This is a genomic window from Caulobacter sp. GW821-FHT12D05 (genome assembly GCF_058807295.1).
Genome location: NZ_JBXAQO010000004.1, coordinates 37,801 through 63,229 on the forward strand (window position 1 = coordinate 37,801; position 25,429 = coordinate 63,229).

Here is a 25,429-nt window from a genome sequence, read left to right on the forward strand (position 1 = left end):
TCGCTCAGCCCCGGACGCTCCAGTTACAGAGTAGTCACATTCGCGTGGACAGCAAGTCGCACGCGGATTCGGGGGCCTCAAGACCTGTTTCGGATTGTGTGCGGAGGCTGCTTTAGGAGGCGCATTTGGCCTTGCCGGCCATCGCCAGCAGGCCCAACAGCGACAGCCCGAACAGGCTGCCGATGGCGCAACCGATCAGGCCATCGGGCAGCGGCAGGCGGTTGGCCAGCGGCAACAGGACCACGCTCAGGGAGACGGGCGCGACCGCCAAGATCACGAGTTTGCGGGGCGCTTTCATCGAGACGATCTCCGGGTTCGGGAGGCGGAAAATGCGCCGAGTTGGCCACTCTGGCAAACCCCGAACCGACGTCCTCGCCCCCGCCTGAAGGGGATTTGGGGCTGAAATATCTGATTTCAAGAATTGGCGAACGGCGATTTATGCGCAGTTTGTAGCGCCCTCGACGCGGGGACCGTCGGGTCTCCATCACAGAAGGGCCATTGATCGATGACCACCACCGTCACACCGGGCGCTGAACCGTTCTATCACGGTACGAAAGCGGACCTGAACCTGGGCGATCTGATCAGCGCCGGCTATGCCTCCAACTACGGCCGGCGCAGGAAGGCGGCCTATGTCTATCTGACCGCGACCCTGGACGCCGCCATCTGGGGCGCGGAACTGGCCCAGGGCGACGGGCCACAGCGGATCTATGTGGTCGAGCCAACCGGCCCGATCGAGGATGATCCCAACCTCACCGACAAGAAGTTCCCCGGCAATCCGACCCGCTCGTATCGCACGTCCTATCCCTTGCGGATCGTCGGCGAGCTGACCCGCTGGACGGGTCACACGCCCGAGCAGCTCAAGACCATGCGCGACCACCTGGCGGAACTGGACCGCCAGGGCGTCGAGGCGATCGAGGACTAAACAGCAAAAAGCCCCGCGTCCTGGGACGCGGGGCTTTTCAAAGACTTCAAGCCAATCGCGATTAAGCGATCTTCTCGACCTGATTGTATTCCAGCTCCACCGGAGTGGCGCGGCCGAAGATCGAGACGGTGACGCGCAGGCGGGCCTTTTCCTCGTCGACGTATTCGACCGAGCCGTTGAAGCTGGCGAACGGGCCGTCGGTGACGCGGACGTTCTCGCCGACTTCGTACAGCACCACGGCCTTCGGGGCGGTGACGCCTTCCTCGATCGCGCCGACGATGCGCTGGACTTCCTTTTCGGAAACCGGCATCGGCTTGGAGCCGCTGCCCAGGAAGCCCGTGACCTTCGGGGTGTTCTTGATCAGGTGGTAGGCTTCGTCCGAGAGGTTCATCTTCACCAGGACGTAGCCCGGGAAGAACTTGCGCTCGGCATTGACCTTACGACCGCGGCGGATCTCGACGACCTCTTCGGTCGGCACCAGAATCTCGGAGAAGTTCTCCTCCAGGCCCTGGTTCTTGGCCTGCTCGCGGATGCTCTCGGCCACCTTCTTCTCGAAGTTCGAGTAGGCGTGGACGATGTACCACTTGTGGTTCGGGTTCGAGGCGGTTTCGGTGCTCATCGCTCTATCTTATCCCGAGGTCGCCAGCTTCAGGAGCTGATTCATCGCGAAGCCCATGCCGCCGTCGACAGCCATGAAGAACAGCGAGGCCATGACCACCATGATGAAGACCATCACCGAGGTGATCCAGGTCTCCTTGCGGGTGGTCCAGGTGATCTTGCGGGCTTCGGCGCGAACTTCGCGGAAGAACTGCACCGGGCTGGTGCGCTTCTTGGGGGCGGCGGGAGCGGCTGCAGCCGTCGTCGCGCCAGCGCCGGCGGGCGCCATCGCCGCTGCCGTCTTAGCGGCGCGGTTCTTGATCGCGGACGGGCTGGATCCCGGTTTCCTGGCCATGCTCTAGAGGCTCACGACTTTCCAAAACTGCGGGCCGTCACGCGGCCCGTCGGAAACATATAGTGGCAGGAGTGGGGGGACTCGAACCCACGACTTTCGGTTTTGGAGACCGACGCTCTACCAGCTGAGCTACACTCCTGCATTCCGACCGCCCTTTCGGGCCGACGGACATCCGGAGACAGACAGCGCGCCGGGAGGCTTTGAAGCCTCGGCGCGCCATGTCCTGTCGCCAGAGCCGCGCCATTTAGCAGGGTCGCATGCGGCGAGCAAGCGCGGCGCAACGGTTTGACGGCTTTAGGTGCCCACAACCCCGCCGTTCGGGGCTTCGAGCCGCGCGAAGAAGACCCCTTTTGGGGATCGGAAGCCCCGACCACGGCGTTATTTCGCCATGCCCAGCATTTCTTCACCCCAACCTCAGCCCTCGAACGACGACCTGCCTTCGAATCGGCCGTCGAACCGAGAAGTCGAGCACGAGAACCAGCGTCCCGCGTCTCGGGAGGGCCAACCGCCTAGGCCGGCCACCGAGCCGCCAGGTGCGGCCGACAGCACCCGTTCGCCGAAGACCCGGACGGATCCGGGCTCCGGCGAGGGCTAGGATTTACGGATCAAGCGCGGCTGGTTTCGATCAGCCGGCTTTTTCCTGCTTGGTCTTGGCGTCCTTGTCGGTAGCGGTCGAAGCGCTGGCCGGCATCGTGGCGCCGCACTGGATGCCCAGGTACGAGAACTTCACGTTCGTCAGCTCGCGCCCGCACTGGGTGTTCTTGCCACTGTCCGTGCCGCGCAGCGAAACCGCCACGCCCTTGGACAGGTCCGGCGCCGGGCTGGCGCTGCTGATGTCGTAATAACCACCGCCTCGGCCCTTCACGACCAGGCAGCTGGTGTTCTCGACGGGCCTGACGCAGCCCGATGCCGTGACAGGCGTACCTTCCACGACGACTTGATTGGCCTGCGCGACTTTCGTCTTCGCGCCGCCGTCACTGCAACCAGCCAAACCAAACGCTAACAGACCGGCCGCCGCGGCGGCCCCTATGAACCTAACCCGCATACGTTCCTCCGTATCGTTGGCTCCGCGAACGAAGCAAAAGGAAGTCTGCGCCTCGTTTCAAAGAGCGGCAATCACATTTTTGACGCTTTCGAAAAACCGGTTCGGCGATTTTGACAGATTGGGAAAAAGATTGTCCTTAACCGGACGACAGACGCACGAAGCTCCGAAGCTTCGTCCAGCCCAGTGCAATCCCATGCCGCGCACAGCTGACAGCCTTTCTCATCTGAACATTTGTTCGCAAACCGAGACGCCGCTTTCTGTGGGCTCGCGAATACTGCGCTGATCTTTCGACTCCCCGACACAGCGCCGCGCCCGCGCCCTGAACGCTGAGTTTTTCCAAAGTCGGCTTTAGACAACCGGCGTTGACATGGAGACGGCCGTGCTCAAATGAGACAGCAGCCGCCTACAGGGCCGTAGCGGCGTCCATCCGCGCCGAGCCGACCGGCGCATCCGCCCTCTTCCGCGCCTCCGCGCGCCAAGGATTCAAAGAGTTCAGATGACGGCCACCGCGACCGCTGCCGCTCCCGTGAAAGAAGCCCCGTACTTCACCGAGAAGGTGCTGTGGGTGAAGCACTGGACCGACCGCCTGTTCAGCTTCGCCATCACCCGTCCGGCCAGCTTCCGCTTTCGCTCGGGCGAGTTCGTGATGATCGGCCTGCCGCCCCGCGAGGACGAGAAGAAGCCGATCCTGCGCGCCTATTCGATCGGCTCGCCGCACTTCGCCGAGGAACTGGAGTTCTTCTCGATCAAGGTGCCGGACGGTCCGCTGACCTCGCGCCTGCAACAGATCCAGGAAGGCGACGACATCCTGCTGGGCAAGAAGCCGACCGGCACCTTGGTGCTGGACGCCGTGCGCCCCGGCAAGCGCCTCTTCCTGTTCGGCACCGGCACGGGCCTGGCGCCCTGGCTGTCGGTGGCCCGCGACCCCGACGCCTACAGCCGCTTCGAGCAGGTGATCGTCGCCCACGGCGTGCGCGAAGTGCAGGAACTGGCCTATCGCGACCTCTTCACCAGCGAGATCCACGAGGACCCGCTGGTCGGCGACGAGGCCAAGGCCCAGCTCGTCTATTATCCGACCGTGACCCGCGAGGCGTTCGAGCGCCAGGGCCGCTTCACCGACCTGATCGAGAGCGGCAAGCTGTTCGCCGACCTGGGCCTGGAGCAGGTCAAGTTCGATCCCGAGCACGACCGCGCCATGCTGTGCGGCTCGATGGCCATGATCAAGGACACCGCCCACCTCCTGGAGGCCCACGGCCTGAAGGAAGGCTCCAACGCCGAGCCGGGCGACTTCGTGATCGAGCGGGCGTTCGTCGGCTAAAGCCTCTCCGCCCCGCCCTCCCGAGAGGCGCGGGGCCTCAGGGCTTGTCGATCCAGCCCTCGGAATCGATCTGGTCCAGATCGTATTGCGGCGCGCCGAACGCCTCGGCGAGGAGGACGCCCCGCAATTGACCTGGAACCCCGACGGTCCAGGAGACCTGCATCCCGTCCCAGCGCCGCTGGCCCACGGACAGGTCGTAGATCGTCGTGGGGCCGTCCGGCCGGGAGTCGTAGTGCCCGTTCTTCAGCCGAACCTCGGCGTCCAGATATCGCGGCGCGTCCCACAGGCAGGGGTCGACTAGGAGCGCGTTCAGACGAGACGCCCCGGCGTCGGACACCTTCACCGGGGTCCAGGGTCCCGGGCTCGTCATCGCCACGTCCGAAGATCGCGCATAGACCTCCCAGCCTCCGGAGGACCGCCTGGCCGCCACCTCCCGTCGCGCGGGGTGCGCGACCATGCCGTCGGTCGTCTCGAAGCGGATCGCGGCATTCGCTCGGTTTGTCCGCCAGGCGAGCCGGGGCCGCTCTTGCGCCCACCGCGCCCAGATCGCGTCGAGGCGCTCACCGCCGGCGTCGCCATTGATACGCGGCGGTGGGACTGTCCGGTCGACATGCGCGAACGCCGGGCAGCGCTGCTCTGAAACCGCTTCGGTGCGCGCACACCCCTGGACGGCGAGCCCGATCACCAGCATCAGGCCGGCAGCGCGGCTGAACTTCGGAACGATACGCAAGGTCCGGCTCATGTCGCGATGCTACAGCTTCGCGTTGAAAGACCAAATCTCGCGCGGGAATGCGCGATGGGTTCGGGCGGGGTGTCTATAGTGGCTGTGGCAATTGTCGAGGCGGACGCGTGACCCATCCCATCCAGCTCAAGAACCTCACCGTCGAGGAAGCGCGCGCCCGGATCCTGGACGGCGCCGCGCGCCTGGGCGTCGAGACCGTTTCCCTGGCCGAAAGCATCGGTCGGGTGCTGGCCCAACCCGTCGTCGCCGATCGCCATCAGCCGCCGTTCGACGCTTCGGCCATGGACGGCTGGGCGATCCAGCGGGCCGACTACGCGCCGGGCAAGGTCTTCGCGGTCGCCGGTGAGAGCGCGGCGGGCAAGGCGTTCGCCCGCACGGTCCAGGCCGGCGAAGCGGTCCGCATCTTCACCGGGGCCCCGATCCCGGCCGGCGCCGATCTCGTCGTCATCCAGGAAGAGGCCGTCCGCGAGTGCGAGACGGTCCGCTTCGAGGCCGGCGCCGATCCTAAGTCCAACACCCGCCCCGCCGGCGGCGACTTCCGGGCTGGCGATGTCCTGCTGGAGGCCGGCGTCGTCATCGATCCCTGGCGGCTGTGCCTGGTCGCCTCGGCGGGCCTGGCCCAGGTCTCGGTCGCCCGTCGGCCGCGCGTGGCGATCCTGGCCACCGGCGACGAGCTGGTCCCGCCCGGCGCCAGCCCCCGTCCGGACCAGATCTTCGAAAGCGGCTCGTTCGCCCTGGCCGCGCTGATCCAGACCTGGGGCGGCGAAGCCTTCCGCCTGACCGCCGCGGCCGACGACGCCGAGGCCATCGCCGAGGCCGTGCGCCCCGTGGAAGCCGACCTGATCGTCACCGTCGGCGGCGCCTCGGTCGGCGATCACGACCTGGTCAAGCCGGCCCTGCGCACGCTGGACCTTGAGCTCGCCGTCGAGACCGTGGCCGTGCGCCCCGGCAAACCCACCTGGAGCGGTCGCCTCGGTGATGGCCGCCGCGTTCTGGGCCTGCCCGGCAACCCGGCCTCGGCCATGGTCTGCGCCGAGCTGTTCCTGCGGCCGCTGCTGGCCGCCCTGGCTGGCGGCGACGCCGAAGTCCGCCTCCTCCCCGCCCGCCTGACCGCCCCGCTGCCCGCCGGCGGCCCCCGTGAACACTGGATGCGCGCGGCCCTGTCGGTCGATCCCGAGGGGCGAACCGTCGCCAGCGTTTTCCCCGATCAGGATTCCTCGCTGGTCGGCGTCTTCGCGCGGGCGGATGCTCTGGTGCGTCGACGCGCTGGCGCGCCCGCTGCTTCGGCGAACGACGTCGTCGAAGTTCTGCCCCTGCATCGCGGCTGAAACCGCGACGGCGACGGATTGCCGTGCTAGTTGCTTGAACGATTCCACCGGGGCCCGCCCCGGCCTTCAGGCTCGAGAGGTTCGTTTCATGGGGCATGTAGGCAAGATCGGAACGCACGTCCTGCTGGCCTTCGTGGCCCTGCTGGTCGGCCGGTATCTCGTCATCGACATGCCCTTCACGACGGACACGCTGGTGCAGGCGGGCCTGTACGCCCTGGCGTCCCTGATTGTCGAACTGCTGTTCCGGGTCGAGCGCGCGCCCTGGCGCTTCGTCTCGGCCAGCGACCACCTGCGCCTGTTCCGCTCGGCCTTCCTGACGGCCGCGACCTTCATGGTCATCACCCGCTTTGCCCATCCGGGCATCGACGGCGGCCTGCGCACCGTGGCCGGCGCGGCCCTGTTCCAGGGCACCTTCCTGTCGGCCCTGCGCGTCATCCGTCGCAGCCTGCACGAGCGCCAGCTGCTGGACTCGGTGCTGCGCCTGGGTCCCGCCTCGATGCACCCGGCCCTGCCGCGCCTGCTGATCGTCGGCTCGGCGGGCGAGGCCGACGCCTTCCTGCGCGCCCCGGCGGGCCTGGGCGAGCGCTACACCCCGATCGGCGTCGTCTCGCCGATGGACCGCGAGACCGGCGACGAGCTGCGCGGCGTCTGCGTGCTGGGCGCCATCGCCGACTTCGACCGCGTGCTGGCCCGCCTGCGCGACAGCGGCCTGTCGCCGTCCGCCATCCTGTTCCTGACCGACAGCGCCATGAGCACCTTCGGGGCCGAGCGCCTGGGCCGGCTGAAGACCGAAGGCGTGCGCCTGCTGCGTCGCCACGGCGTGGTCGAGATGGGCGCCGCCGCCAGCGGTCCGGCCCTGCGCGAGATCAGCCTGGAAGAACTGCTGAGCCGGCCGCCCGTGCGCCTGGATCCCGAGCCCGTCCGCGCCCTGGTCTCGGGCCGCCGCGTGCTGGTCACCGGGGCCGGCGGCAGCATCGGCTCGGAGCTGTGCCGCCAGATCGCCGCCAGCGGCTGCGCCCAGCTGACCATGGTCGACACCTCGGAATACAACCTGTTCCACATCGACCGCGAGATCGCCGACAGCCACCCCGGCCTGCTGCGCCGCGAAGTGCTGTGCGACGTGCGCGACGCCTCGCGCGTCACCCGCGTCTTCGCCGAGATGAAGCCCGACATCATCTTCCACGCCGCGGCGCTGAAGCATGTCACCCTGGTCGAGAACCACCCCTGCGAGGGCGTGCGCACCAACGTCCTGGGCACCCGTAACGTCGCCGCCGCCGCCAAGGCCTGCGGCGCGGCGCACCTCGCTTTGATCTCCACCGACAAGGCCGTGGCCCCGACCAGCGTCATGGGCGCGGCCAAGCGCGTGGCCGAGGCCGTGGCCCGCCAGTACGGCGGCGGCGGCGACATGCGCGTCAGCATCGTGCGCTTCGGCAACGTGCTGGGCTCGGCTGGCTCGGTCGTGCCGATCTTCCAGCAGCAGATCGCCCGCGGCGGCCCGGTCACCCTGACCGACGCGGCGGTCGAGCGCTACTTCATGACCATCCCCGAGGCCGTGCAGCTGGTGCTGCGCGCCGTCGCGCTCTCGATGATCGCCGCCGACGCCGACGAGGCCGGCGTGCTGACCCTGGAGATGGGCGAACCGGTCAAGATCATCGACCTGGCCAAACGCATGATCGAGCTGCAGGGCCTGGTCCCCGGCCGCGACATCGAGATCCAGATCACCGGCCTGCGTCCCGGCGAGAAGCTGACCGAGACCCTGCTGGACGTGAACGAGGTGGCCCGTCCCAAGGCCCCCGGCATCATGGAAGCCCTGCGCCTCTCGGCCGCCCCGATCATCGCCGACGAACGCCTGGAAACCCTGGACGCCCTGGCCGAAGCCGGCGACGAAGCCGCCGTCCGCGCCCAGCTGTTCGACCTGGTCGAAGACCTGCGCCAGGTGGGACCGTCCAAGGTGGTGAAGATCCGGGCGTCGTAGGCCCCCAAAACAGCTCAAAGCTGCAATTGCCAAGATAACATCGTTATGCGTTATGGGCGGCTCATCCTGGGGGGGAGCCATCTATGTCGTCGGACGACCGTCGCTATCTCTATGAGCAATTTCTGCGCTGCATCGATCGCGAAGAGAACCTAATCCACTATCGCCTGTCGTGGGGGCTCCAGTGGAGTGCGGCGATCCTGGCCGCGATGGTGGGGTTGTCGTTACTAAAGCTTCCCAATGAGCTACAGCTGGGCATCAGGCTAGCTCTTAGCTTTTTTGGTGGCTTGGCGGGGTATCTGTCGTTCGTCGGGGTCAACGCCGCCTTCCAACAATCAAACTATCTCATTGACCAAGTCGAAGACAAACTGGGCATCCGCAGCGACATGGACTGGGACCGCAGCGAATTTCTACGCCCCTTCGGTGAACGCGGCACCGTTCACGTTCCCGCACGTAAGGCCGCTATACGGTATCCATGGCTCTTCATGTTTATCTGGGGCGGCTTCTTTCTCTACACCCTCTTCGATTTTACGAACGCGATGATCAAACTCCTGCATCACGCCTAATTCGCTCAAAACTGCTTCCGCAAACTCACCCGCACCCCGCGCCCGCCGGCCGTCTTCACCAGCGCCTCCTGATAGGCCTCCGGCGTGCGGCCCTGGCTGTCGCGCACGTGCATGTAGCTGTCGAAGACGTTCTCCAGGCTGAGGTTCAGCTTGGTCCCCTTCAGCCACGGCCGGTCCTTGGCCAGGGCCTTGTTCGCGCCCAGGTCCACGGTGCTCATCAGGATCAGGACCGGCAGGGTCGAGAACCGCAGGTCCTGGCCCCGCGCGCCGCCATCGACGCGTGTTGGACTGCGCCAGAAGCCCGCCGCGGTGAAGGTGTAGCCCGGCAGGCCCAGATTGACCGACAGGTTGATCTCGTGACGCGGCGAAGCGTTGAACTGGCCCAGCGACGCGCCCTTCAGCTTGTCCAGCGGGGCCATGCCCTCGCGGATCGTCACCGCGTCGCGCAGTCGCCAGCGGTCGTTCAGCGCGATGAACACCGACTTCGGCCCGGTCCCGGGCTTAGGCCCGCCCCAGCGCCGGATATAGGTCACCCGCGAGCGCAGGTCCTCGGTGTCGGCATGGGCGAAGTTGACGGACCGCGTGTCGATGGCCGTCAGCCGACCTTGGGCGTCACGGGTGAAGCGGCTGGGAAAGGCCGCCTCCAGCTCGGCCGAAGCGGCGGGAAACCCGGCAATCGGATCATCTATCCGTGTACGGACGTAGTTGCTCGACAGCCGCAGATCGCGCGTCTCGAACGGCTTGTAGTTGACGCCCAGCTTGACCAGTTGCCGGCTGTCGGACCGCAGGTTCGGGTTGCCGCCCGAGGTCAGGGTGACGAACGCCGTCTGGCCGGTGGCGTAGTCATAGACCGGCGTGGCGGCGGTCTGCTGGACGGGGTCGTTCAGCTGCTGGGGCGTCGGCTCGCCCTCCTCCCAGCCATAGTCGGCCGAGACGTTCAGGCGCTTCATCGGCGTCCAGTTCACCCCGCCGCCGGCCGTCAGCAGGCCGCCGATGTCGGAGAACTGCTCGTACTGGCCGTTGGCGTTCAGTGACAGCTTGCCCAGGAAGGCCAGCGGTCCGGCCTTGTCGACCAGCGGCGTATCGAGACTGGCCTGCAGCGTGGCGCGATCGCGGGTCAGGACCTGGTCGACACGCACGCCCGAGCGAACGCTCTCGGAATCGAACCGGCGATGATCGGCGCCCAGACGGACCGTGGCCCGCATGCGCCCCGCCGGCAGGCCGGCCAGGGTGCCGTTCAGGGTCATGTCCAGCTTGGCGCTGGTGGCCACGGAGTCGGCGGTGTCGCGCGGGGCGTAGCGGATCAGGCCGTCCGGGATCGCTCCGACAGGATCGACCTCGCCCGCCGCCACGGCCGCGCGCAGGGCGCTGGTGTCCAGGCCCCGTCCGATCCGCGAGGCGCTCTCGCTGCGGTCGACGCCGCCATCCAAGTTCCAGCGCCAGTGCGTCTTGCGGCCCGACAGGCCGGCGACCACCCCGACCTTGCGGGTGTCGTTGCGCACCTTAAGGGCCTCGGGCGCGTCGATGTAGCGATAGATGTCGAGGTCGCCAGGCGGATCCAGCGCCACGCCCGGCAAGCCGCGGAACCTGACGCTGCTGCCGATCTGCAAGTCGCCGCCCAGCGTCGCGATGGTTCCGCCACGCAAGGGGCGGGTGTGGGTCACCTCCAGCTTGGCCTGCTCAGTGCGCGGCAGCAGGGTGCGGGCGGCGGTCAGGTCGCCGCCGACGACCTGGTCGGCCAGGGCCTCGGCGCTGCCGGCCACGGGCGTGCGGACCACGCCGCGCTCGTCCTCGAACAATGGCGAGTCACGATGATAACGCGCCGTCGCCAGGGTTCGTCCCTCGCCCTGCACCTTGAACAGGTTGACCAACTGGTCGCTCGACGCCCGGCCGCCCTCGACCAGCCACTGGCCCTCGTTGGTCACGGTGGTGGCGTTGAAGCGCTTCTTCAGGATGACGTTCATGACCAACTGGTCGGCGCGATAGCCGTGGGTCAGGGCCTCTTCCTCGCGCAGCGGCGCGATGCGCAGGATCGCCTCGGTCGGGATATCGCTCATATTGCCGGTCGTGCGCTGGCCGTTGATCAGGATGATCGGCGGCTCGTCGCTGCGTCCCCGGGCATTGGCCAGGACCGGCGCCAGCTTGGCGATCAAATCGCCCAGCGTATTGGCCCCCAGGGTGCGGATGGCCTCCTCGTCCAGTTCCAGCTCCGGTTCCAGCAGGCCTTCGGTGTCGCCGGGCTTGGCGCCTTCGATGGTCAGGGGGTCCAGCTCGTTGCGCTCGCGCCGGCACTTGGCCTTGGCGGCCTCGCCCTCGACCTCGTCGCAAGACACCGGTGTCTCACGCGGCGCTGCCGGGACCGGGTCGGGCGCGGCGTCCAAGGCCATCGCGGCCGCCAGGCCGCCCAGCGCCAACAGGCTCAAGTCCATCGCATCCCCCTAAGCCACCCCCGTGGCCTCAACCCCAAGAGCGCACCCGCAACCAGACATTGATTCGGCTGAATGGTGACGCTTTCACGGCCGGCGCGACACAGCTTGGCCATAAACCCGCAATTCGCGTGGGCGCCGGTCAGCTGCTAAACGGGGCCATGGCTCAGCTCGACGACACCTATGATCCCCTAACGCCCGTGCCGGCAGAGCGTCGCGCCTTTACGGCCCGCGACGCCTTTTCGCTGTGGTTCAGCCTGGGGATCGGCCTGCTGGTCCTGCAGGCCGGCGCCTTCCTGGTGCCGGGGCTCAGCCTGGGCGCGGCCCTGGCGGCGATCGTCACGGGCTCGGTGCTGGGCGCCCTGCTGCTGGCCGCCGCCGGCGTGGTCGGGGCCGATACCGGCCTGTCGTCGATGGGCGCCCTGCGCCTGACCCTGGGCGCGGGCGGCGCGACCGTCCCGACGGTGCTGAACGCCGTGCAGCTGGTTGGCTGGGGCGCGTTCGAGATCATCGCCATGCGCGACGCCGCCGACGCCCTGGCCAAGCAGACCTTCGGCCTGTCCAACCCGATGATCTGGACCCTGGTGTTTGGATTGCTGGCCACCTGGCTGGCCATCGTCGGACCCCTGTCGTTCGTCCGCCGCTTCCTGCGCGCCTATGGCCTGTGGCTGCTGCTGGCCGGCGCGGGCTGGCTGAGCTGGCGCCTCCTGGCCGAGCACGACCTGGCCGCCCTCTTCGCCAAGGCCGGGACCGGCGAGATGAGCTTCGGCGCCGGCGTCGACCTGGTCATCGCCATGCCGCTGTCGTGGCTGCCGCTGATCGCCGACTACACGCGGTTTGGTCGCACGAGCGGCGGCATGTTCAAGGGCAGCGCCCTGGGCTACCTGCTGGCCAATATCTGGTTCATGGGTCTGGGCGCGGCCTATGCCCTGGCGTCAGGCGGCGGCGACGGCCTGCTGCTGACCGCCCTGGCCGCCAGCGGCGGCGGGATCGCGCTGTTCCTGATCGTCATCGACGAGACCGACAACACCTTCGCCGACATCCACTCGGCCGCCATCTCGACCGCCACCCTGGTCCCGGCCAAGCCCGCCAACCTGGCGCTGATCTTCGGCGGCCTGTGCACCACCATCGCCCTGTTCGCGCCGCTGGCCCGCTATGAGGGTTTCCTGCTGCTGATCGGCTCGGTCTTCGCGCCGCTGTTCGGCGTGCTGCTGACCGACCATTTCGTGATCCGCCGCCGCGCGACGATCGTGGCGTCCGGCGGCGTCCGCCTGCCCGCCCTGCTGGCCTGGGCCGCCGGCGTCGCCGCCTACCAGGCCTTGAGCCGCCTGCTCCCCGACCTGGGCGCGACCCTGCCCAGCTTCATCGTGGCGGGGGCGGTGTATTGGGGGCTGCGGCGGGTGTGGCTATCAGTGAAAGTCCCGGCTGCGTAGCAGCCGCCCCGACACCTTCTGGCGCACACGCGGAGCCGGCGCGCCGGGTTCGTCCCTCAGGGTCGACAGGTGCGCCGACAGGTCGGTGAAGCCTTCGGCCACCACGTGGATGACGTTCTCGGCCCGCTGCACCCGGCCGTGGATAACCAGGAACGAGGCGGTCATCACCACATTGCGGTCGGCCTCGAAGCGGTCCTTCCAGACGACCGCATTCGCAACGCCCGTCTCGTCCTCCAGGGTCACGAACACCACGCCCTTGGCCGTGCCCGGCCGCTGGCGGATCAGGACCAGGCCCGCCACCGACACCTTGGTCCCATCCTTCACCGTCAGCAGCTCTTCAGCCGTGACCACCCCGCGCCGCGCCAGCATCGGTCGGTAGAAGCCCACCGGATGGGCCTTCAACGACAGGCTGGTGGTGCGGTAGTCCTCGGCCACCTCCTGCGGGCTGCCCATGGCCGGCAGGGCGACCTTGTCCTCGAACAGCGGCAACCCGGCCAGCAGCGGCGCCTGCACGGGCGCCTTGTGCTCGCCCTTCAGCCCCTTCACGGCCCACAGCGCCTCGCGGCGGGTGAGGCCGACCGAGGCGAAGGCGTCGGCCTCGGCCAAGAGCTCGAGCGCGCGCTGCGGCACGCCGCCCTGGGCGAACTCGGCGGGCGTGCGGGCGCCTTCGGCGCGGGCTTTCAACAGCGGCGCGATGTCGCCCTTCTCCTTCAGCCCCTTGATCTGGCGGAAGCCGAGGCGGACGGCCTTCCAGCGGTGGCTGTTGGCGTAGTCGGCGATCTTGTCTTCGCGGATGCGCGGCGCGCGGAAGCCCGCTGTCATCGGCTCCAACGTACAGTCCCAGACACTGGCCATGATGTCGGGCGGCAGCACCTCGACCCCGTGCTCGCGCGCATCCCGGACCAATTGCGCTGGCTGATAGAACCCCATCGGCTGCGAGTTGATCAGCGCCGCGCAGAACACGTTCGGCCATGCCCATTTGATCCAGGCCGAAATGTAGACCAGCTTGGCGAAGCTGGCAGCGTGGCTCTCCGGAAAGCCGTAGTGGCCAAAGCCCTCGATCTGCTTGAAGCAGCGCTCGGCGAAGTCACGCTCGTAGCCGCGCGAGGTCATGCCATCGATGAACCGCCCCCGGTATTCATCGGGCGTGCCGAGGTTGCGGAAGGTGGCCATGGCCTTGCGCAGGCCGTCGGCCTCATCCGGCGTGAACCTGGCCGCCTCGATCGCCAGGCTCATCGCCTGTTCCTGGAAGAGCGGCACGCCGTAGGTGTTGCCGAGGATCTGCTCCAGCTCGTCCGGCTCACCGTGTTCCGGCGAGGGCGCCGGCATCTCGGCCTTCTCGATCCCGTTCCGCCGCTTCAGATACGGATGCACCATATCACCCTGGATCGGACCGGGCCGGACGATCGCCACCTCGATGACCAGGTCGTAGAAGCGGCGGGGCCTCAGCCTCGGCAGCATCGACATCTGCGCCCGGCTCTCGACCTGGAAGACGCCCACGCTGTCGGCCTTGCACAGCATGTCGTAGACGCCCGGCAGTTCGACAGGAACGTCGGCCAGGTCAACGATCTCCTGGTCATGGTCATTCCGCAGCATGCCGAAGGCCCGCTGGATCGCCGTCAGCATGCCCAGGGCCAGGACGTCGACCTTCATCAGGCCCAGGCTGTCGATGTCGTCCTTGTCCCACTCGATGAAGGTGCGGTCTTCCATGGCCGCATTGCCGATCGGCACGGTCTCGTCCAGGCGACGCTTGGTCAGGACGAAGCCGCCGACGTGTTGCGACAGGTGGCGCGGGAAGCCCATCAGCTCGGTGGCCATGGCCACGGCGCGGGCGATCTCCGGCGCCTCGGGATCCAGGCCCGCATTGCGCAGGTGCTCCTCGGGCAGGCCTGAACCCCAACTGCCCCAGACCGTTCCGGCCAGCAGGTTGGTGACGTCCTCGGTCAAGCCCAAGGCCTTGCCGACATCGCGGATGGCGCTGCGCGGGCGGTAGTGGATCACCGTCCCGCAGATGGCGGCATATTCCCGGCCGTAGCGGCGGTAGACGTACTGCATGACGTCCTCGCGCCGCTCGTGCTCGAAATCGACGTCGATGTCGGGCGGCTCGCCACGGTTCTCGGAGATGAAGCGGGTGAACAGCAGCCGGTGCTCGGTCGGGTCGATCGCGGTCACGCCCAGGCAGAAGCAGACCGAGGAATTGGCCGCCGAGCCCCGCCCCTGGCACAGGATGCCCATGCTGCGCGCCTCGCGCACGATGTCGTGCACGGTGATGAAGTAGTTGGGGTAGTCCATCTTGGCGATCAGCCGCAGCTCTTCCTTGAGCTGGGCGGCCACCTTGTCGGGCACGCCGCTGGGATAGCGCCAAGCGGCGCCGCTCCAGGTGAGGTCGGTCAGGTGCTGCATCGCTGTCTTGCCGGGCGGCACCGGTTCGTCGGGATATTCCTCGTCGAGTTGGCCCAGGTCGAAGCCGATCCGTTCGACGATCTCGATCGTCCGTTCGACCGCGCGCGGCCAGCGCTCGAAGAGGCGCGCCATCTCCGCCGGCGCCTTGATGTGACGCTCGGCATTGGCCTCAAGCCGAAAGCCCGCCTCCTGGATCGTGCAGTGCTCGCGAACACAGGTGATCACGTCCTGCAGCGGTCGTCGCTCGGGGCCGTGATAGAGCACGTCATTGGTGGCGACCATCGGCGCGCCGGTCGCGCGCCCCAGGGCGTCTAGATGTGAGAGACGCTTCAGGTCCTGGGCGGCGTAGGCGCGGGCGCCCGCCAGCCACGACCGTCCCCGCAGATCGCCGGCCATGCGCGCAAGGTCGCGCTTGAAGGCTTCATCCAGCATCTTCGGCGGGATGATCAGGCCCAGCTGGCCATCCGAATGGTCCAGGAAATCCTGCCAGGACAGATGGCACTCGCCCTTCGGAGCCCGGCGTTGGCCAACGGTCAGCAAGCGCGTCAAACGGCCGAAGGCTTCCCGATCCGACGGGTAGCAGAGCAGGCTGGGCGTGCCGTCCATGAAGTCCAGCCGACAGCCCGTCAGGACGCGGAAGTTGCGCTTCTTGGCCGCCGCCCAGCCTCGCACGACGCCCGCCAGGCTGTTGCGATCGGCGATGCCGATGGCGGCGAGGCCCAGGGCTTCGCCCGCGATCGCCAGCTCTTCCGCGTGCGAGGCGCCGCGCAGGAACGAGAAGTTCGTGGTGGCCTGCAGCTCGGCATAGGCGCTCATCCGAACAGCCCATGGATCCACCATTTCGGCGCTTCCGCCTCGCCGAACAGCCCTTGCCGATAGATCCAGAACCGGCCGCCGACGTCGTCCTCGACCCGGTAGTAATCGCGGATCTTGCCAGGGCCGGTGTCTTCCTCGCCGACGCCGGCGCGCCACCATTCCTGGCCGATGCGCTCGGGGCCTTCGGCGCGACGGACGCGGTGGGCGCGGCCGCGCCAGGTGAACTGCATCGGGGGGTCATCGGGCAGCTTGGCGATGGCGGTGATGGCCTCCGGGCGCTTGAACAGGCGCACGGGGCGTGGACGGTCGGGATCCCATTTCGCGCTGGCCGGGGGATCGAGCGGGGCGTTGCGGATCACCGAGCGCTCGGGAACGTGGCTTTCGAATGGGTCGGCGCGCCACACGCGGTTCTCGCCCAGGCGGTTGACCAGGCGGTCGATCAGCGGGGCCAGGGTCTCGTCCAGGGTCGCGTCGGCATCGGCGTCGAGACGCTCCTGGGCGGCGGCCAGGGGCTCGACCGCCCAGGCGTGGACGGTGACGACCTCGATGCCGAAGCCGGGGTCGACCTTGTCCAGCTTGGGAACGATCAGCTTGGTCAGCCGCCGGGCGTCGCGGCCGATCCGGGCCAGGCCCGCGCGCACCGGATAGGCCTTGCCGTCCAGGCGATGGAACACGACCTCGAAACGCTTGGCGCCGCGCCCCTCGGCTTCCAGGCGCTGGCAGATCAGGGCCAGGGCGTCGCCGGCCACGCGAGCCAGGTCCTCGGGCGCGCTGATTGGCTCGAAGAAGGCCAGGCGGTCGGACCAGGGCGTGGCCGGGCGGCGGAAGGTCAGGGCCTCGGCGGCCATGCCTAGCGCCTGGTCGAGACGCAAGGTCGTCGCCAGGCCAAACCGCTTGGCCAGCTGGGCGCGCGGCAGGGCGAAGAGCTGGCCGACGCGGTGCAAACCCAGGCGCGGCAGCTGGGCCTCGGCGGCGTCCTCCAGGCGAAGGGCCGCGACCGGCAGGCCTTCGATCGCGGCGCGTTGCTGCCTCGGCTGGGCGATGGCGAGGTCGTCGCCGTAGCGCGCCAAGGCCCAGGCCGCGCCGGGCGTGTCGGCGATCGCCGCCCGCGCCGGCACGCCCCAGCGCGCCAGCCTGCCGACGAGGTCGACCAGCATGGTCTCCTCGTCGCCCCACAGGTGGTCGGTCCCGGTGATGTCCAGGAACAGGCCGTCGGTCCCGTCGATGGCCACGGCCGGCGAGAACCGCACGCACCAGTCACACAGGGCCTCCAGCGCCACGCGGTCGGCGGCCGGGTCGTGGTCGAAGGTGACCAGGGTCGGGACCAGGGCCATGGCGTCGGCGGCCTTCTGGTCGGCGGACAGGCCCAGGGCGCGCGCCCTGTCGTCTACAGCGGCGAGGCGGCGGGTCCCGTGCTCGGAGACCAGTAGGGCGAAGGGAGGCGCCTCAGCCGACCAGTCGTAGTCCGGGTTCCGTCGGCGCCACGTCGTGATCGGCCAGTTGGGACACCAGACGGAAAGGATGCGGGCCATAGCCGGCCTCCTGTGCTTCCAAGATCCAAGCGCCCGAGCGTCCGCCCCGGCAGCGTTCCAGTTCGACCCGCCAGCGTGGCGGACCCAGGCCGATATCGTCGGCCGGCGGGGTCGGCGAAGGCCCGATCCGCCAGCGGCTGAACGAAGCCGAGCCGGAGGCGGCTGTCTTCCTGGCCCCGCCGTAGGGTCTTCGGTGCAGCAGCACCCCGAAACCACCGCGCTTCTCGCAGGCCAGCTGCAAGCGGCGGCCGGCGGTCAGGTCGGGCGCCTCGGCCTCGCCGACCGCGGCGGCGACGCCCTGGGTGGACAGGGCGTCCTCCAGCACCGACAGGGTCTCGGCCTCGTCGCGGGTGCGGACCTGGATCAGCCGTTCGGCCGGAAAGCCGAGGCCAAACAGGCCCGGCGCGAACAGGTCGCTGCGCCGGGCGACCCAGACAATCGCCCCGGTCTTCACCAGCGGTCGCAGCAAGAGACCGACGAAGGCGGCCGTCGCCGCGCCCGTCTCGTCCTGCAGCCCCGCGCCCGTCACCTCATGCCAGCCCCCCAGCGGCAGGCCACCGCCCGGAAAGCAGCCGTCGATGGCCGGGTCCCCGAACGGCAGAACCGGAGTCGGAGTCCGAGTCCCCGCTTGGATCGCGGCGATCTGGCCTCTCAGGGCCGCAAGACGCGCCTCGCGCGATCCGGCCATTCCCAACTCCTTGTTCTACTTTTGTTCTGATCTTTCGTGCTTGGAGAGTCAAGCGGGTCGGGCGAAGGTGCGTCAAACGGCCGTATGAAGCCCGCTCATTTCGGGGAACCCGCATGCCCTTGTCCCGCGTCCTGATCGCCAACCGTGGCGAGATCGCCGTCCGCATCGCCCGCGCGGCGGCGGAGGCCGGGGTCGAGAGCGTGATGGTCCATGCGCAGGGCGATACGGCCCACGTAGCCGGCCGCGCGGTCGCCCTGCCCGGCGCGGGCGCGCGGGCCTATCTGGACATCGTCGCGATCGTGGACGCGGCCAAGGCGGAGGGCTGCGACGCCCTGCATCCCGGCTACGGCTTCCTGTCGGAGAACCCCGCCCTGGCGCGCGCCTGCGCCGAGGGCGGGATCGTCTTCATCGGTCCGTCGGCGGAGCATCTGGAGACCTTCGGCGACAAGGCTTTGGCGCGGGCGTTAGCCGCGGAGCGCAGCGTTCCGCTAATCCCGGGCACAGGCGCGATCTCGCTGGAGGACGCGCGGGCGTTCCAGGCCGAACACGGCGCGATCATGCTGAAGGCTCGGGCGGGTGGTGGCGGACGTGGCATGCGGGCCGTGCGCGATCCCAGCGAACTGGACGCCGCCTTCGCCGCCTGCCAGCGCGAAGCCGAAGCGGCGTTCGGCGACGGCGGGCTCTATGCCGAAAAGCTGGTCGAACAGGCGCGGCATATCGAGGTGCAGATCGCCGGCGACGGGGCTCGTGTGCTGGCCATCGGCGACCGCGACTGCTCGCTGCAACGCCGGAACCAGAAGCTGGTCGAGATCGCTCCGGCGGTCTTGTCCGAGGCGCTGCGGACGCAGCTGTGGAAGCATGCCGAAGCGCTGTGCGCCGGCTATCGCGGCCTGGCCACGGTCGAGTTCCTGGTCGAGGGCGACCAACCGTACTTTCTGGAGGTCAATCCGCGCCTGCAGGTCGAGCACACGGTGACCGAGGAGGTCACGGGCCTGGACCTGGTGCGGCTGCAGTTCGACCTGGCGGCGGGCAAGCCTCTGGACCTGGAGGCCCCACCGGCCTTCGGCGTCGCCATCCAGGCGCGGATCAATGCCGAGACCCTGACCGCCGACGGCCAGGTGAAGCCGTCCAACGGGACGATCGGCGCCTGGAGCCCGCCGGGCGGCCCGGGGGTGCGGGTCGATGCGGGCGTCGGGGCCGGAACCACGGTCGGGGCGGCCTATGACAGCCTGCTGGCCAAGGTGATCGCGCGCGGGCGGACCTATGCCGAGGCCTCGGCGCGGCTCGACCGGGCGCTGGCGGAGTTCCAGATCACGGGCGTGGCGACCACCGCGCCGCTAATCCGGGCGATCTTGAACACTGCGGTACCAAAAGCCGCAGTGTTTACGACACGCTTCATCGAGGACCATGCGGCCGAACTGGTCGCCGGCCTTCCGACGCAGGACGCGCAGGCGTTTGAGACCCTCGACGGCTCGGTCGCCGTGGTCGCACCGCTGTCGGCCACGGTCGGCTCGATCTCAGTCAATGAAGGCGACCTCGTCCACCCCGGTCAGGCGTTGGCGGTGCTGGAGGCGATGAAGATGGAGCACCTCGTCCACGCCACGTCCGGCGGCCGCGTACTGAAGATCGCCGCCGAGCCCGGCGCCACCGTCGCCGAGGGCCAGCCGCTGGTGTTCCTGGAACCGATGGAGGTCGCCGGCGGCGAGGCCGTCGAAGCGGTCGCCGAGGACCTCGACGCCATCCGTCCCGACCTGGCCGAAGTCATCGCCCGCCACCGCTACACCCTGGACGAGGCCCGCCCCGACGCCGTCGCCAAGCGCCGCAAGACCGGCCATCGCACGGCGCGGGAGAACATCGACGACCTGGTCGATCCCGGCAGCTTCCTGGAATACGGCGCCCTGGCCATCGCGGCCCAGAAGCGGCGGCGCTCGGTCGAGGACCTGATCGCCAGCACCCCGGCCGACGGGCTGATCACGGGCGTCGGCAGCGTCAACGGCGCGCTCTTCCCGCCCGACAAGGCGCGGACGGCGGCCCTGGCCTACGACTTCACGGTCCTGGCCGGCACGCAGGGCGCGATGAACCACCGCAAGTCCGACCGGCTGATGAGCGTCATCGCCGACCAACGCCTGCCCGTCGTATGGTTTGCCGAGGGCGGCGGCGGGCGGCCCGGCGACACCGACACCACGGCGGTGGCGGGGCTGGACGTGCCGACGTTCCGCAGCTTCGCCCAGCTGTCGGGCCTGGTCCCCAAGATCGCCATCGTCGCCGGCCGCTGCTTCGCCGGCAACGCCGCGATCGCCGGCCTGTCGGAGATCATCATCGCCACGCGCGACAGCAATCTGGGCATGGGCGGGCCGGCGATGATCGAGGGCGGCGGCCTGGGCGTCTTCCGGCCCGAGCAGATCGGGCCATCGGCGCATCAGTGGGCCAATGGGGTCATCGACATCCTGGCCGACGACGAGGCGCACGCCACCCGGCTGGCCAAGCAGGCGCTGTCCTATTTCCAGGGCGCGCTCACGACCTGGACCGCGCCGGACCAGCGGCGGCTGCGGAACGCGATCCCGGAAAACCGCCTGCGCGTCTACGATGTCCGTACACTGATCAACCTGCTGGTGGACGAAGGTTCGTTCCTGGAACTGCGCGGCGGCTTCGCGGCAGGGATGGTCACCGGCCTGATCCGCATCGAAGGCCGGCCGATGGGGCTGATCGCCAACGATCCGCGCCACCTGGGCGGGGCGATCGACTGCGACGGGGCCGAGAAGGCCGCGCGGTTCCTGCAACTGTGCGACGCCTTCGCCCTGCCAGTGCTCAGCCTATGCGACACCCCCGGCTTCATGGTCGGCCCCGACAGCGAGGACGCCGCCGCTGTGCGTCGCGTCAGTCGCCAGTTCATCGCCGGAGCCAAGCTGCGCTCGCCCCTCTTCACCGTGGTCACGCGCAAGGGCTACGGCCTCGGGGCCCAGGCCATGGCTGGCGGCAGTTTCCACGCCCCGGCCTTCATCGCGGCCTGGCCGACCGGCGAGTTCGGCGGCATGGGGCTGGAGGGCGCGGTCAAGCTGGGCTACCGCAAGGAGCTGGAGGCCGAGACCGACCCCGTGAAGCAGAAGGCGCTCTACGACCAGCTGGTGGCCCGGCTCTACGCGGCCGGCAAGGCGACCAGCATGGCCGCCGCCCTGGAGATCGACGCCGTCATCGACCCCGCCGACACCCGGCGCTGGATCGTCGGCGGAATGGACGCGGCGGCGGGGATGTCGAGGCCGTGGGAAGTACGAGTGGACAGCTGGTGAAGAGATTTACGCGCGACGAGCTGCCGATCGACACGGAAACTCTCGCCCGCTTTCTGATCGGCAAGATCGTCGTGCGCGAGACGCCAGACGGCGTGCTCAGCGGTCGCATCGTCGAGACCGAGGCCTACATCATCGGCGACGCGGCCAGCCACACCTTCCGGGGGATGACGCCGCGCACGCGCCCGATGTTCCTCGAGCGCGGCCACGCCTATGTCTATCTGAACTATGGCGTGTCCTGGATGCTGAACGTGTCGAGCGAGGTCGAGGGGATCGGGGCCGGTGTCCTGATCAGGGCGCTGGAGCCGCTGGAGGGGATCGCCCTGATGCAGGTTCATCGCCAGACCGAGAAACTGCGCGACCTGGCGCGAGGTCCCGGTCGACTGACCCAAGCGTTACAGATCGGGCCCTGGGCCGACGGCCTCGACCTCTGCGCCGAGGGTGCGCTGTGGCTGGCCCACGACGACCACGAGCCGGCCGACATCGGCGTGGGCGTGCGGATCGGCATCACCAAGGACGCCGACCGGCCGTTGCGGTTCTATTTGCGGGGCAGTCCCTTTCTCAGCGGAACGCGGGCGCTGAATGTCTAAGCCCCTCCCGGACATCGTCGCGCCTGGCCTGTCCGTCGTGTTCTGCGGGCTGAACCCAGGGCTGTCGGCCGCCGCCGAGGGGCATCACTTCGTCGGGCGCAGCAACCGGTTCTGGCGCGTGCTGCACCTGGCCGGCTTCACGCCGCATCAGATCGCCGCCGAGGACGACGCCAGCCTGCTGGACTACGGCCTGGGGATCACCAGCGTGGTCGAGCGGCCGACGGCGGGTGTCGACGACTTGGCGCGTTCGGAATTCGTGGACGCCGCCGCCGGGTTCGAGACCTGGGTCCGCCATTGGCAGCCCGCCTACCTCGCCTTCCTGGGCAAGGCGGCCTACGGCGCCATGATCGGCCGCCGCGATGTCGCCTGGGGCCAGCAGGTGGAGCCCTTCGCCGGCGCGATCGCCTGGGTGCTGCCCAATCCCAGCGGGCGTAACCTGGCCTTCAGCCTGGACGCCCTGGTGGCGGCCTATCGCGAACTGGCCATGGAGACTGCGACATGACCGAAGTCCAACTCGAAACCGACGGCCCGGTCTGGACCGTCACGATCAACCGTCCGGACAAGCGCAACGCCGTCGATCCCGAGACCGCGTTGCAGCTGCGCGCGGCGTTCGACGCCTTCGAGGCCGACGAAGTCGCCGCCGTGGCGATCCTGACCGGCGCGGACGGGACCTTCTGCGCGGGCTTCGACCTTGCCGTCGCCGCATCCGGCGAGGGCGAGCGCTACGACCCCGAAGGCGAAGGGCCGATGGGTCCGACGCGGCGGCTTCTGTCCAAGCCGGTGATCGCCGCCGTCGAGGGCTACGCTGTGGCCGGCGGGCTGGAACTGGCCCTGTGGTGCGACCTGCGGGTGGCGGCCGACGACGCGACGTTCGGGGTGTTCTGCCGGCGCTGGGGCGTGCCGCTGATCGACGGCGGGACGGTGCGGCTGCCACGCATCATTGGGCAGGGCCGGGCGCTGGACATGATCCTGACCGGCCGCGCGGTCGGGGCGGCCGAGGCGCTGTCCTGGGGTCTGGCCGACCGTGTCGTGCCGCGCGGCATGGCCCTGGCGGCGGCGCATGAGCTGGCCCGGCAGATCGCCGCCTTCCCACAGCTGTGCCTGCGCGCCGACCGCGCCTCGGCCTATGCGCAATGGGATGTCGACCTGGCCGAAGCGCTCAAGGTCGAGGGGCGTGGCGGGCTGGAGCCGCTGCGCCGCGAGGCTCGAGCCGGCGCGGCGCGGTTCAAGGACGGCGCCGGACGCGGCGGGACGCCGGCCTAGGCGTCGCGGTTCATCCACTGGGCGACGATGATCGGGCCGAAGTAGAAGCCGATGCCCAGGGTGTCGGCGACGACGTCGAACATGTCGGCGTCACGACCGACGATCGGCAGGTCCTGCAGGATCTCGATGGCGATACCAAAACCCAGCAGCACCACGCCGATCTTCCACGGCCGGCTGCGCGGCAGGGCGATCGAGGCCAGGAAGGTCAGGCCGTAGAAGACGATGAAGTGCTTGGCCTTGTCCCACGGGATCAGACCGGCGGTGTCGTCACCGGGCGCCAGGGCCGCGTACAGCGTGAACACCACTGCGCCGAGGAAGACCAGGAAACCCGGCCAGCTGATCTTGCGGGGAACGAGCAGGGACATTTGGGATCCTAGCTCCTCCCCCGCGATGCGGGGGAGGTGGCCCAGAGGGCCGGAGGGGGCCAGCTCGGCCCAGGCCGCATTAGCCCCCTCAGTCACTCCGTGACAGCTCCCCCGCATCGCGGGGGAGCATCTTTTCCTTAGAACGTCAGCGCGCGCGCTTCCTTCACGTGCGGCAGGGCCTGGATCTTGGCCAGCAGGTCGGCGGCCGGGGCCTGGTCGACGCCGACCAGGGCGATGGCGTCCTCGTCGGCCGAGACGCGGCCCAGGTTGAAGGTGGCGATGTTGACGCCCGCCTCGCCCAGCAGCATGCCCAGCGCGCCGATGAAGCCGGGCTTGTCCAGGTTGTTGATGTAGAGCATGGCCGGCGAGAAGGCCGCGTCCAGCTCCATGCCCTTGACCTCGACGACGCGCGGGGCGCCGGCGATCACCGTGCCGGCGAAGGCGCGCTTGCCCTTCTCGGTGGTGATGGTGACGCGCATCAGGCTGTCATAGGTGGGGCTGATTTCCTGGCGGCTTTCCGAGACGGTAATGCCGCGTTCCTTGGCGATGGCCGGAGCCGAAACCATGTTGATCTCGGCCAGCATCGGCTTGAGCACGCCGGCCAGGGCGGCCGAGGTCATCGGCTTGACGTTCAGGTTGGTGACTTCGCCTTCGTAGGCGATGTCGATGGCCGTGACGCCGAAGTCGACCATCTGGCCGGCCAGGGCGCCGATCTTCTCGGCCAGGGCCACGAACGGCTTCAGCTTCGGCGCTTCTTCGGCCGTGATCGACGGGCTGTTCAGGGCGTTGGTGACCGCGCCGGTCAGCAGGTAGTCGCTGACCTGCTCGGCGACCTGCAGGGCCACGTTTTCCTGGGCTTCGTTGGTGCTGGCGCCCAGGTGCGGGGTGGCCACGACCTTGTCCGAACCGAACAGCGGGTTTTCCTTGGCCGGCTCGACCGTGAACACGTCGAAGGCCGCGCCGCCGACATGACCTTCATCCAGCAGCTTGCGCAGGGCGGCTTCATCGACCAGGCCGCCACGGGCGCAGTTGACGATCAGCACGCCCTTCTTGGTCTTGGCCAGGTTCTCGGCCGACAGGATGTTGCGGGTCTTGTCGGTCAGCGGCGTGTGCAGGGTGATGACGTCGGCGCGGGCCAGCAGCTCTTCCAGCTCGACCTTCTCGACGCCGATCTCGACGGCGCGTTCCGGCGACAGGAAGGGGTCGTAGGCCACGACCTTCATCTTCAGGCCCAGGGCGCGGTCGGCGACGATGCCGCCGATGTTGCCGGCGCCGATCAGGCCCAAGGTCTTGGCGTACAGCTCAACACCCATGAAGCGGTTCTTCTCCCACTTGCCGCCCTGCGTCGAGGCGTCGGCGGCGGGGATCTGGCGGGCCAGGGCGAACATCATGGCGATGGCGTGCTCGGCCGTGGTGATCGAGTTGCCGAAGGGCGTGTTCATCACGACGATGCCCTTGGCCGTGGCGGCCGGGATATCGACATTGTCGACGCCGATGCCGGCGCGGGCGATGACGCGCAGCTTATGGGCGGCGGCGATGACGTCCTTGTCGAGCTTGGCGCCCGAGCGGATGGCGACGCCGTCATAGTCGCCGACCACGGCGATCAGTTCGTCCTTGGACAGGCCGACCTTGATGTCGAAGGCGACGCCGCGGTTCTTGAAGATGTCGACGGCGGCGGGGCTGAGCTTGTCGGCGATGAGAACGCGAGGAGCGGTCATTTGGGATTTCCTTGCGGAGAATTGGGTGCGCGCCCTCGTCCTTCGACAGGCTCAGGATGAGGGCTA

General features: G+C 68.8%; 20 protein-coding genes, 1 tRNA gene and 1 pseudogene. 10 read left to right on the forward strand and 12 right to left on the reverse strand.

Annotation, left to right across the window (positions count from 1 at the left end; genetic code table 11):
• Nucleotides 1-112 precede the first annotated feature (112 nt).
• Nucleotides 113-298 carry a hypothetical protein gene (locus tag AC1RRR_RS18150; RefSeq protein WP_492815321.1) on the reverse strand — a complete coding sequence of 62 codons (186 nt, stop codon included), beginning with the start codon at nt 296-298 and terminating at the stop codon, nt 113-115.
• 207 nt (nt 299-505) lie between these two features.
• Here AC1RRR_RS18150 and arr point away from each other — a divergent pair, with 207 nt between their 5' ends.
• Nucleotides 506-922: an NAD(+)--rifampin ADP-ribosyltransferase gene (gene arr / locus AC1RRR_RS18155; RefSeq protein ID WP_492815322.1), complete on the forward strand. Its 417-nt coding sequence runs from the start codon at nt 506-508 to the stop codon at nt 920-922.
• 61 nt (nt 923-983) lie between these two features.
• Here the strand turns inward: arr and nusG are convergent, their stop codons facing one another.
• The 4 genes from nusG to AC1RRR_RS18175 form a co-directional block, all read right to left on the reverse strand.
• The gene (gene nusG / locus AC1RRR_RS18160) at nt 984-1,541 is read right to left on the reverse strand and encodes a transcription termination/antitermination protein NusG (RefSeq protein ID WP_291880015.1); all 558 of its coding nucleotides are present in this window, start codon (nt 1,539-1,541) and stop codon (nt 984-986) included.
• Between the two features lie 9 nt (nt 1,542-1,550).
• Complete coding sequence (secE, locus tag AC1RRR_RS18165) at nt 1,551-1,874, reverse strand: preprotein translocase subunit SecE (protein WP_492815323.1); 324 nt, start codon at nt 1,872-1,874, stop codon at nt 1,551-1,553.
• A 63-nt stretch (nt 1,875-1,937) separates the two neighbouring features.
• Nucleotides 1,938-2,013 (reverse strand) — tRNA-Trp (locus tag AC1RRR_RS18170).
• 486 nt (nt 2,014-2,499) lie between these two features.
• Nucleotides 2,500-2,919 (reverse strand): hypothetical protein, encoded by a 420-nt coding sequence (locus AC1RRR_RS18175; RefSeq protein ID WP_492815324.1) that lies wholly within the window; start codon nt 2,917-2,919, stop codon nt 2,500-2,502.
• A gap of 387 nt (nt 2,920-3,306) precedes the next feature.
• On the opposite strand from AC1RRR_RS18175, the pseudogene AC1RRR_RS18180 reads away from it, so the two are divergent.
• A pseudogene (locus tag AC1RRR_RS18180) lies at nt 3,307-4,237 on the forward strand (ferredoxin--NADP reductase).
• A 37-nt stretch (nt 4,238-4,274) separates the two neighbouring features.
• Here AC1RRR_RS18180 and AC1RRR_RS18185 read toward each other — a convergent pair.
• Nucleotides 4,275-4,979 (reverse strand): hypothetical protein, encoded by a 705-nt coding sequence (locus AC1RRR_RS18185; RefSeq protein ID WP_492815325.1) that lies wholly within the window; start codon nt 4,977-4,979, stop codon nt 4,275-4,277.
• Nucleotides 4,980-5,086: 107 nt separating this feature from the next.
• Between AC1RRR_RS18185 and AC1RRR_RS18190 the strand changes: the two genes are divergently transcribed.
• The 3 genes from AC1RRR_RS18190 to AC1RRR_RS18200 all read left to right on the forward strand — a co-directional run bounded on the left by AC1RRR_RS18190 (nt 5,087) and on the right by AC1RRR_RS18200 (nt 8,845).
• Nucleotides 5,087-6,307, forward strand: coding sequence for a molybdopterin molybdotransferase MoeA (locus AC1RRR_RS18190; RefSeq protein ID WP_492815326.1), 1,221 nt, complete (start codon nt 5,087-5,089; stop codon nt 6,305-6,307).
• Between the two features lie 88 nt (nt 6,308-6,395).
• Nucleotides 6,396-8,282, forward strand: a complete 1,887-nt coding sequence (locus tag AC1RRR_RS18195; RefSeq protein WP_492815327.1) for a polysaccharide biosynthesis protein — start codon at nt 6,396-6,398, stop codon at nt 8,280-8,282.
• An 83-nt stretch (nt 8,283-8,365) separates the two neighbouring features.
• Nucleotides 8,366-8,845 (forward strand): hypothetical protein, encoded by a 480-nt coding sequence (locus AC1RRR_RS18200; protein WP_492815328.1) that lies wholly within the window; start codon nt 8,366-8,368, stop codon nt 8,843-8,845.
• Nucleotides 8,846-8,850: 5 nt separating this feature from the next.
• Here the strand turns inward: AC1RRR_RS18200 and AC1RRR_RS18205 are convergent, their stop codons facing one another.
• Nucleotides 8,851-11,274, reverse strand: coding sequence for a TonB-dependent receptor (locus tag AC1RRR_RS18205; protein ID WP_492815329.1), 2,424 nt, complete (start codon nt 11,272-11,274; stop codon nt 8,851-8,853).
• 158 nt (nt 11,275-11,432) lie between these two features.
• Between AC1RRR_RS18205 and cytX the strand changes: the two genes are divergently transcribed.
• A complete protein-coding gene (gene cytX, locus AC1RRR_RS18210) occupies nt 11,433-12,704 on the forward strand; it encodes a putative hydroxymethylpyrimidine transporter CytX (protein ID WP_492815330.1) in 1,272 nt (423 codons plus the stop codon).
• Here the strand turns inward: cytX and AC1RRR_RS18215 are convergent.
• From AC1RRR_RS18215 to AC1RRR_RS18225, 3 genes are read right to left on the reverse strand one after another with little or no spacing between them, the layout of a single operon-like run.
• The gene (locus AC1RRR_RS18215) at nt 12,681-15,947 is read right to left on the reverse strand and encodes an error-prone DNA polymerase (protein WP_492815331.1); all 3,267 of its coding nucleotides are present in this window, start codon (nt 15,945-15,947) and stop codon (nt 12,681-12,683) included. The genes cytX and AC1RRR_RS18215 overlap by 24 nt on opposite strands.
• The gene (locus AC1RRR_RS18220; RefSeq protein ID WP_492815332.1) at nt 15,920-17,455 is read right to left on the reverse strand and encodes a Y-family DNA polymerase; all 1,536 of its coding nucleotides are present in this window, start codon (nt 17,453-17,455) and stop codon (nt 15,920-15,922) included. Before AC1RRR_RS18220 ends, AC1RRR_RS18215 begins: the two co-directional genes overlap by 28 nt.
• The gene (locus AC1RRR_RS18225; RefSeq protein ID WP_492815333.1) at nt 17,370-18,143 is read right to left on the reverse strand and encodes an ImuA family protein; all 774 of its coding nucleotides are present in this window, start codon (nt 18,141-18,143) and stop codon (nt 17,370-17,372) included. Before AC1RRR_RS18225 ends, AC1RRR_RS18220 begins: the two co-directional genes overlap by 86 nt.
• A 113-nt stretch (nt 18,144-18,256) precedes the next feature.
• On the opposite strand from AC1RRR_RS18225, the gene AC1RRR_RS18230 reads away from it, so the two are divergent.
• The 4 genes from AC1RRR_RS18230 to AC1RRR_RS18245 are packed head-to-tail and all read left to right on the forward strand — an operon-like array spanning nt 18,257 to nt 23,280.
• Complete coding sequence (locus tag AC1RRR_RS18230; RefSeq protein WP_492815334.1) at nt 18,257-21,430, forward strand: acetyl-CoA carboxylase family protein; 3,174 nt, start codon at nt 18,257-18,259, stop codon at nt 21,428-21,430.
• Nucleotides 21,427-22,017, forward strand: coding sequence for a DNA-3-methyladenine glycosylase (locus AC1RRR_RS18235; protein ID WP_492815335.1), 591 nt, complete (start codon nt 21,427-21,429; stop codon nt 22,015-22,017). The genes AC1RRR_RS18230 and AC1RRR_RS18235 overlap by 4 nt, the downstream gene beginning before the upstream one ends.
• Nucleotides 22,010-22,519: a G/U mismatch-specific DNA glycosylase gene (gene mug / locus AC1RRR_RS18240; protein WP_492815336.1), complete on the forward strand. Its 510-nt coding sequence runs from the start codon at nt 22,010-22,012 to the stop codon at nt 22,517-22,519. The genes AC1RRR_RS18235 and mug overlap by 8 nt, the downstream gene beginning before the upstream one ends.
• Nucleotides 22,516-23,280, forward strand: a complete 765-nt coding sequence (locus AC1RRR_RS18245) for a crotonase/enoyl-CoA hydratase family protein (RefSeq protein ID WP_492815337.1) — start codon at nt 22,516-22,518, stop codon at nt 23,278-23,280. Before mug ends, AC1RRR_RS18245 begins: the two co-directional genes overlap by 4 nt.
• On the opposite strand, the gene AC1RRR_RS18250 is transcribed toward AC1RRR_RS18245, so the two are convergent.
• Both AC1RRR_RS18250 and serA read right to left on the reverse strand, forming a co-directional pair.
• Nucleotides 23,277-23,645, reverse strand: coding sequence for a VanZ family protein (locus tag AC1RRR_RS18250; RefSeq protein WP_492815338.1), 369 nt, complete (start codon nt 23,643-23,645; stop codon nt 23,277-23,279). The two genes, AC1RRR_RS18245 and AC1RRR_RS18250, sit on opposite strands and share 4 nt — an antisense overlap.
• A 137-nt stretch (nt 23,646-23,782) precedes the next feature.
• Nucleotides 23,783-25,363 (reverse strand): phosphoglycerate dehydrogenase, encoded by a 1,581-nt coding sequence (serA, locus tag AC1RRR_RS18255; RefSeq protein WP_492815339.1) that lies wholly within the window; start codon nt 25,361-25,363, stop codon nt 23,783-23,785.
• Nucleotides 25,364-25,429 lie beyond the last annotated feature (66 nt).

Bases quoted from the DNA above. Each gene is read 5' to 3' on its own strand.
- AC1RRR_RS18150 (WP_492815321.1), bottom strand. From the start codon at position 298: ATGAAAGCGCCCCGCAAACTCGTGATCTTGGCGGTCGCGCCCGTCTCC.
- arr (WP_492815322.1), top strand. From the start codon at position 506: ATGACCACCACCGTCACACCGGGCGCTGAACCGTTCTATCACGGTACG.
- nusG (WP_291880015.1), bottom strand. From the start codon at position 1,541: ATGAGCACCGAAACCGCCTCGAACCCGAACCACAAGTGGTACATCGTC.
- secE (WP_492815323.1), bottom strand. From the start codon at position 1,874: ATGGCCAGGAAACCGGGATCCAGCCCGTCCGCGATCAAGAACCGCGCC.
- AC1RRR_RS18175 (WP_492815324.1), bottom strand. From the start codon at position 2,919: ATGCGGGTTAGGTTCATAGGGGCCGCCGCGGCGGCCGGTCTGTTAGCG.
- AC1RRR_RS18185 (WP_492815325.1), bottom strand. From the start codon at position 4,979: ATGAGCCGGACCTTGCGTATCGTTCCGAAGTTCAGCCGCGCTGCCGGC.
- AC1RRR_RS18195 (WP_492815327.1), top strand. From the start codon at position 6,396: ATGGGGCATGTAGGCAAGATCGGAACGCACGTCCTGCTGGCCTTCGTG.
- AC1RRR_RS18200 (WP_492815328.1), top strand. From the start codon at position 8,366: ATGTCGTCGGACGACCGTCGCTATCTCTATGAGCAATTTCTGCGCTGC.
- AC1RRR_RS18205 (WP_492815329.1), bottom strand. From the start codon at position 11,274: ATGGACTTGAGCCTGTTGGCGCTGGGCGGCCTGGCGGCCGCGATGGCC.
- cytX (WP_492815330.1), top strand. From the start codon at position 11,433: ATGGCTCAGCTCGACGACACCTATGATCCCCTAACGCCCGTGCCGGCA.
- AC1RRR_RS18215 (WP_492815331.1), bottom strand. From the start codon at position 15,947: ATGGTGGATCCATGGGCTGTTCGGATGAGCGCCTATGCCGAGCTGCAG.
- AC1RRR_RS18220 (WP_492815332.1), bottom strand. From the start codon at position 17,455: ATGGCCCGCATCCTTTCCGTCTGGTGTCCCAACTGGCCGATCACGACG.
- AC1RRR_RS18225 (WP_492815333.1), bottom strand. From the start codon at position 18,143: ATGGCCGGATCGCGCGAGGCGCGTCTTGCGGCCCTGAGAGGCCAGATC.
- AC1RRR_RS18230 (WP_492815334.1), top strand. From the start codon at position 18,257: ATGCCCTTGTCCCGCGTCCTGATCGCCAACCGTGGCGAGATCGCCGTC.
- mug (WP_492815336.1), top strand. From the start codon at position 22,010: ATGTCTAAGCCCCTCCCGGACATCGTCGCGCCTGGCCTGTCCGTCGTG.
- AC1RRR_RS18245 (WP_492815337.1), top strand. From the start codon at position 22,516: ATGACCGAAGTCCAACTCGAAACCGACGGCCCGGTCTGGACCGTCACG.
- AC1RRR_RS18250 (WP_492815338.1), bottom strand. From the start codon at position 23,645: ATGTCCCTGCTCGTTCCCCGCAAGATCAGCTGGCCGGGTTTCCTGGTC.
- serA (WP_492815339.1), bottom strand. From the start codon at position 25,363: ATGACCGCTCCTCGCGTTCTCATCGCCGACAAGCTCAGCCCCGCCGCC.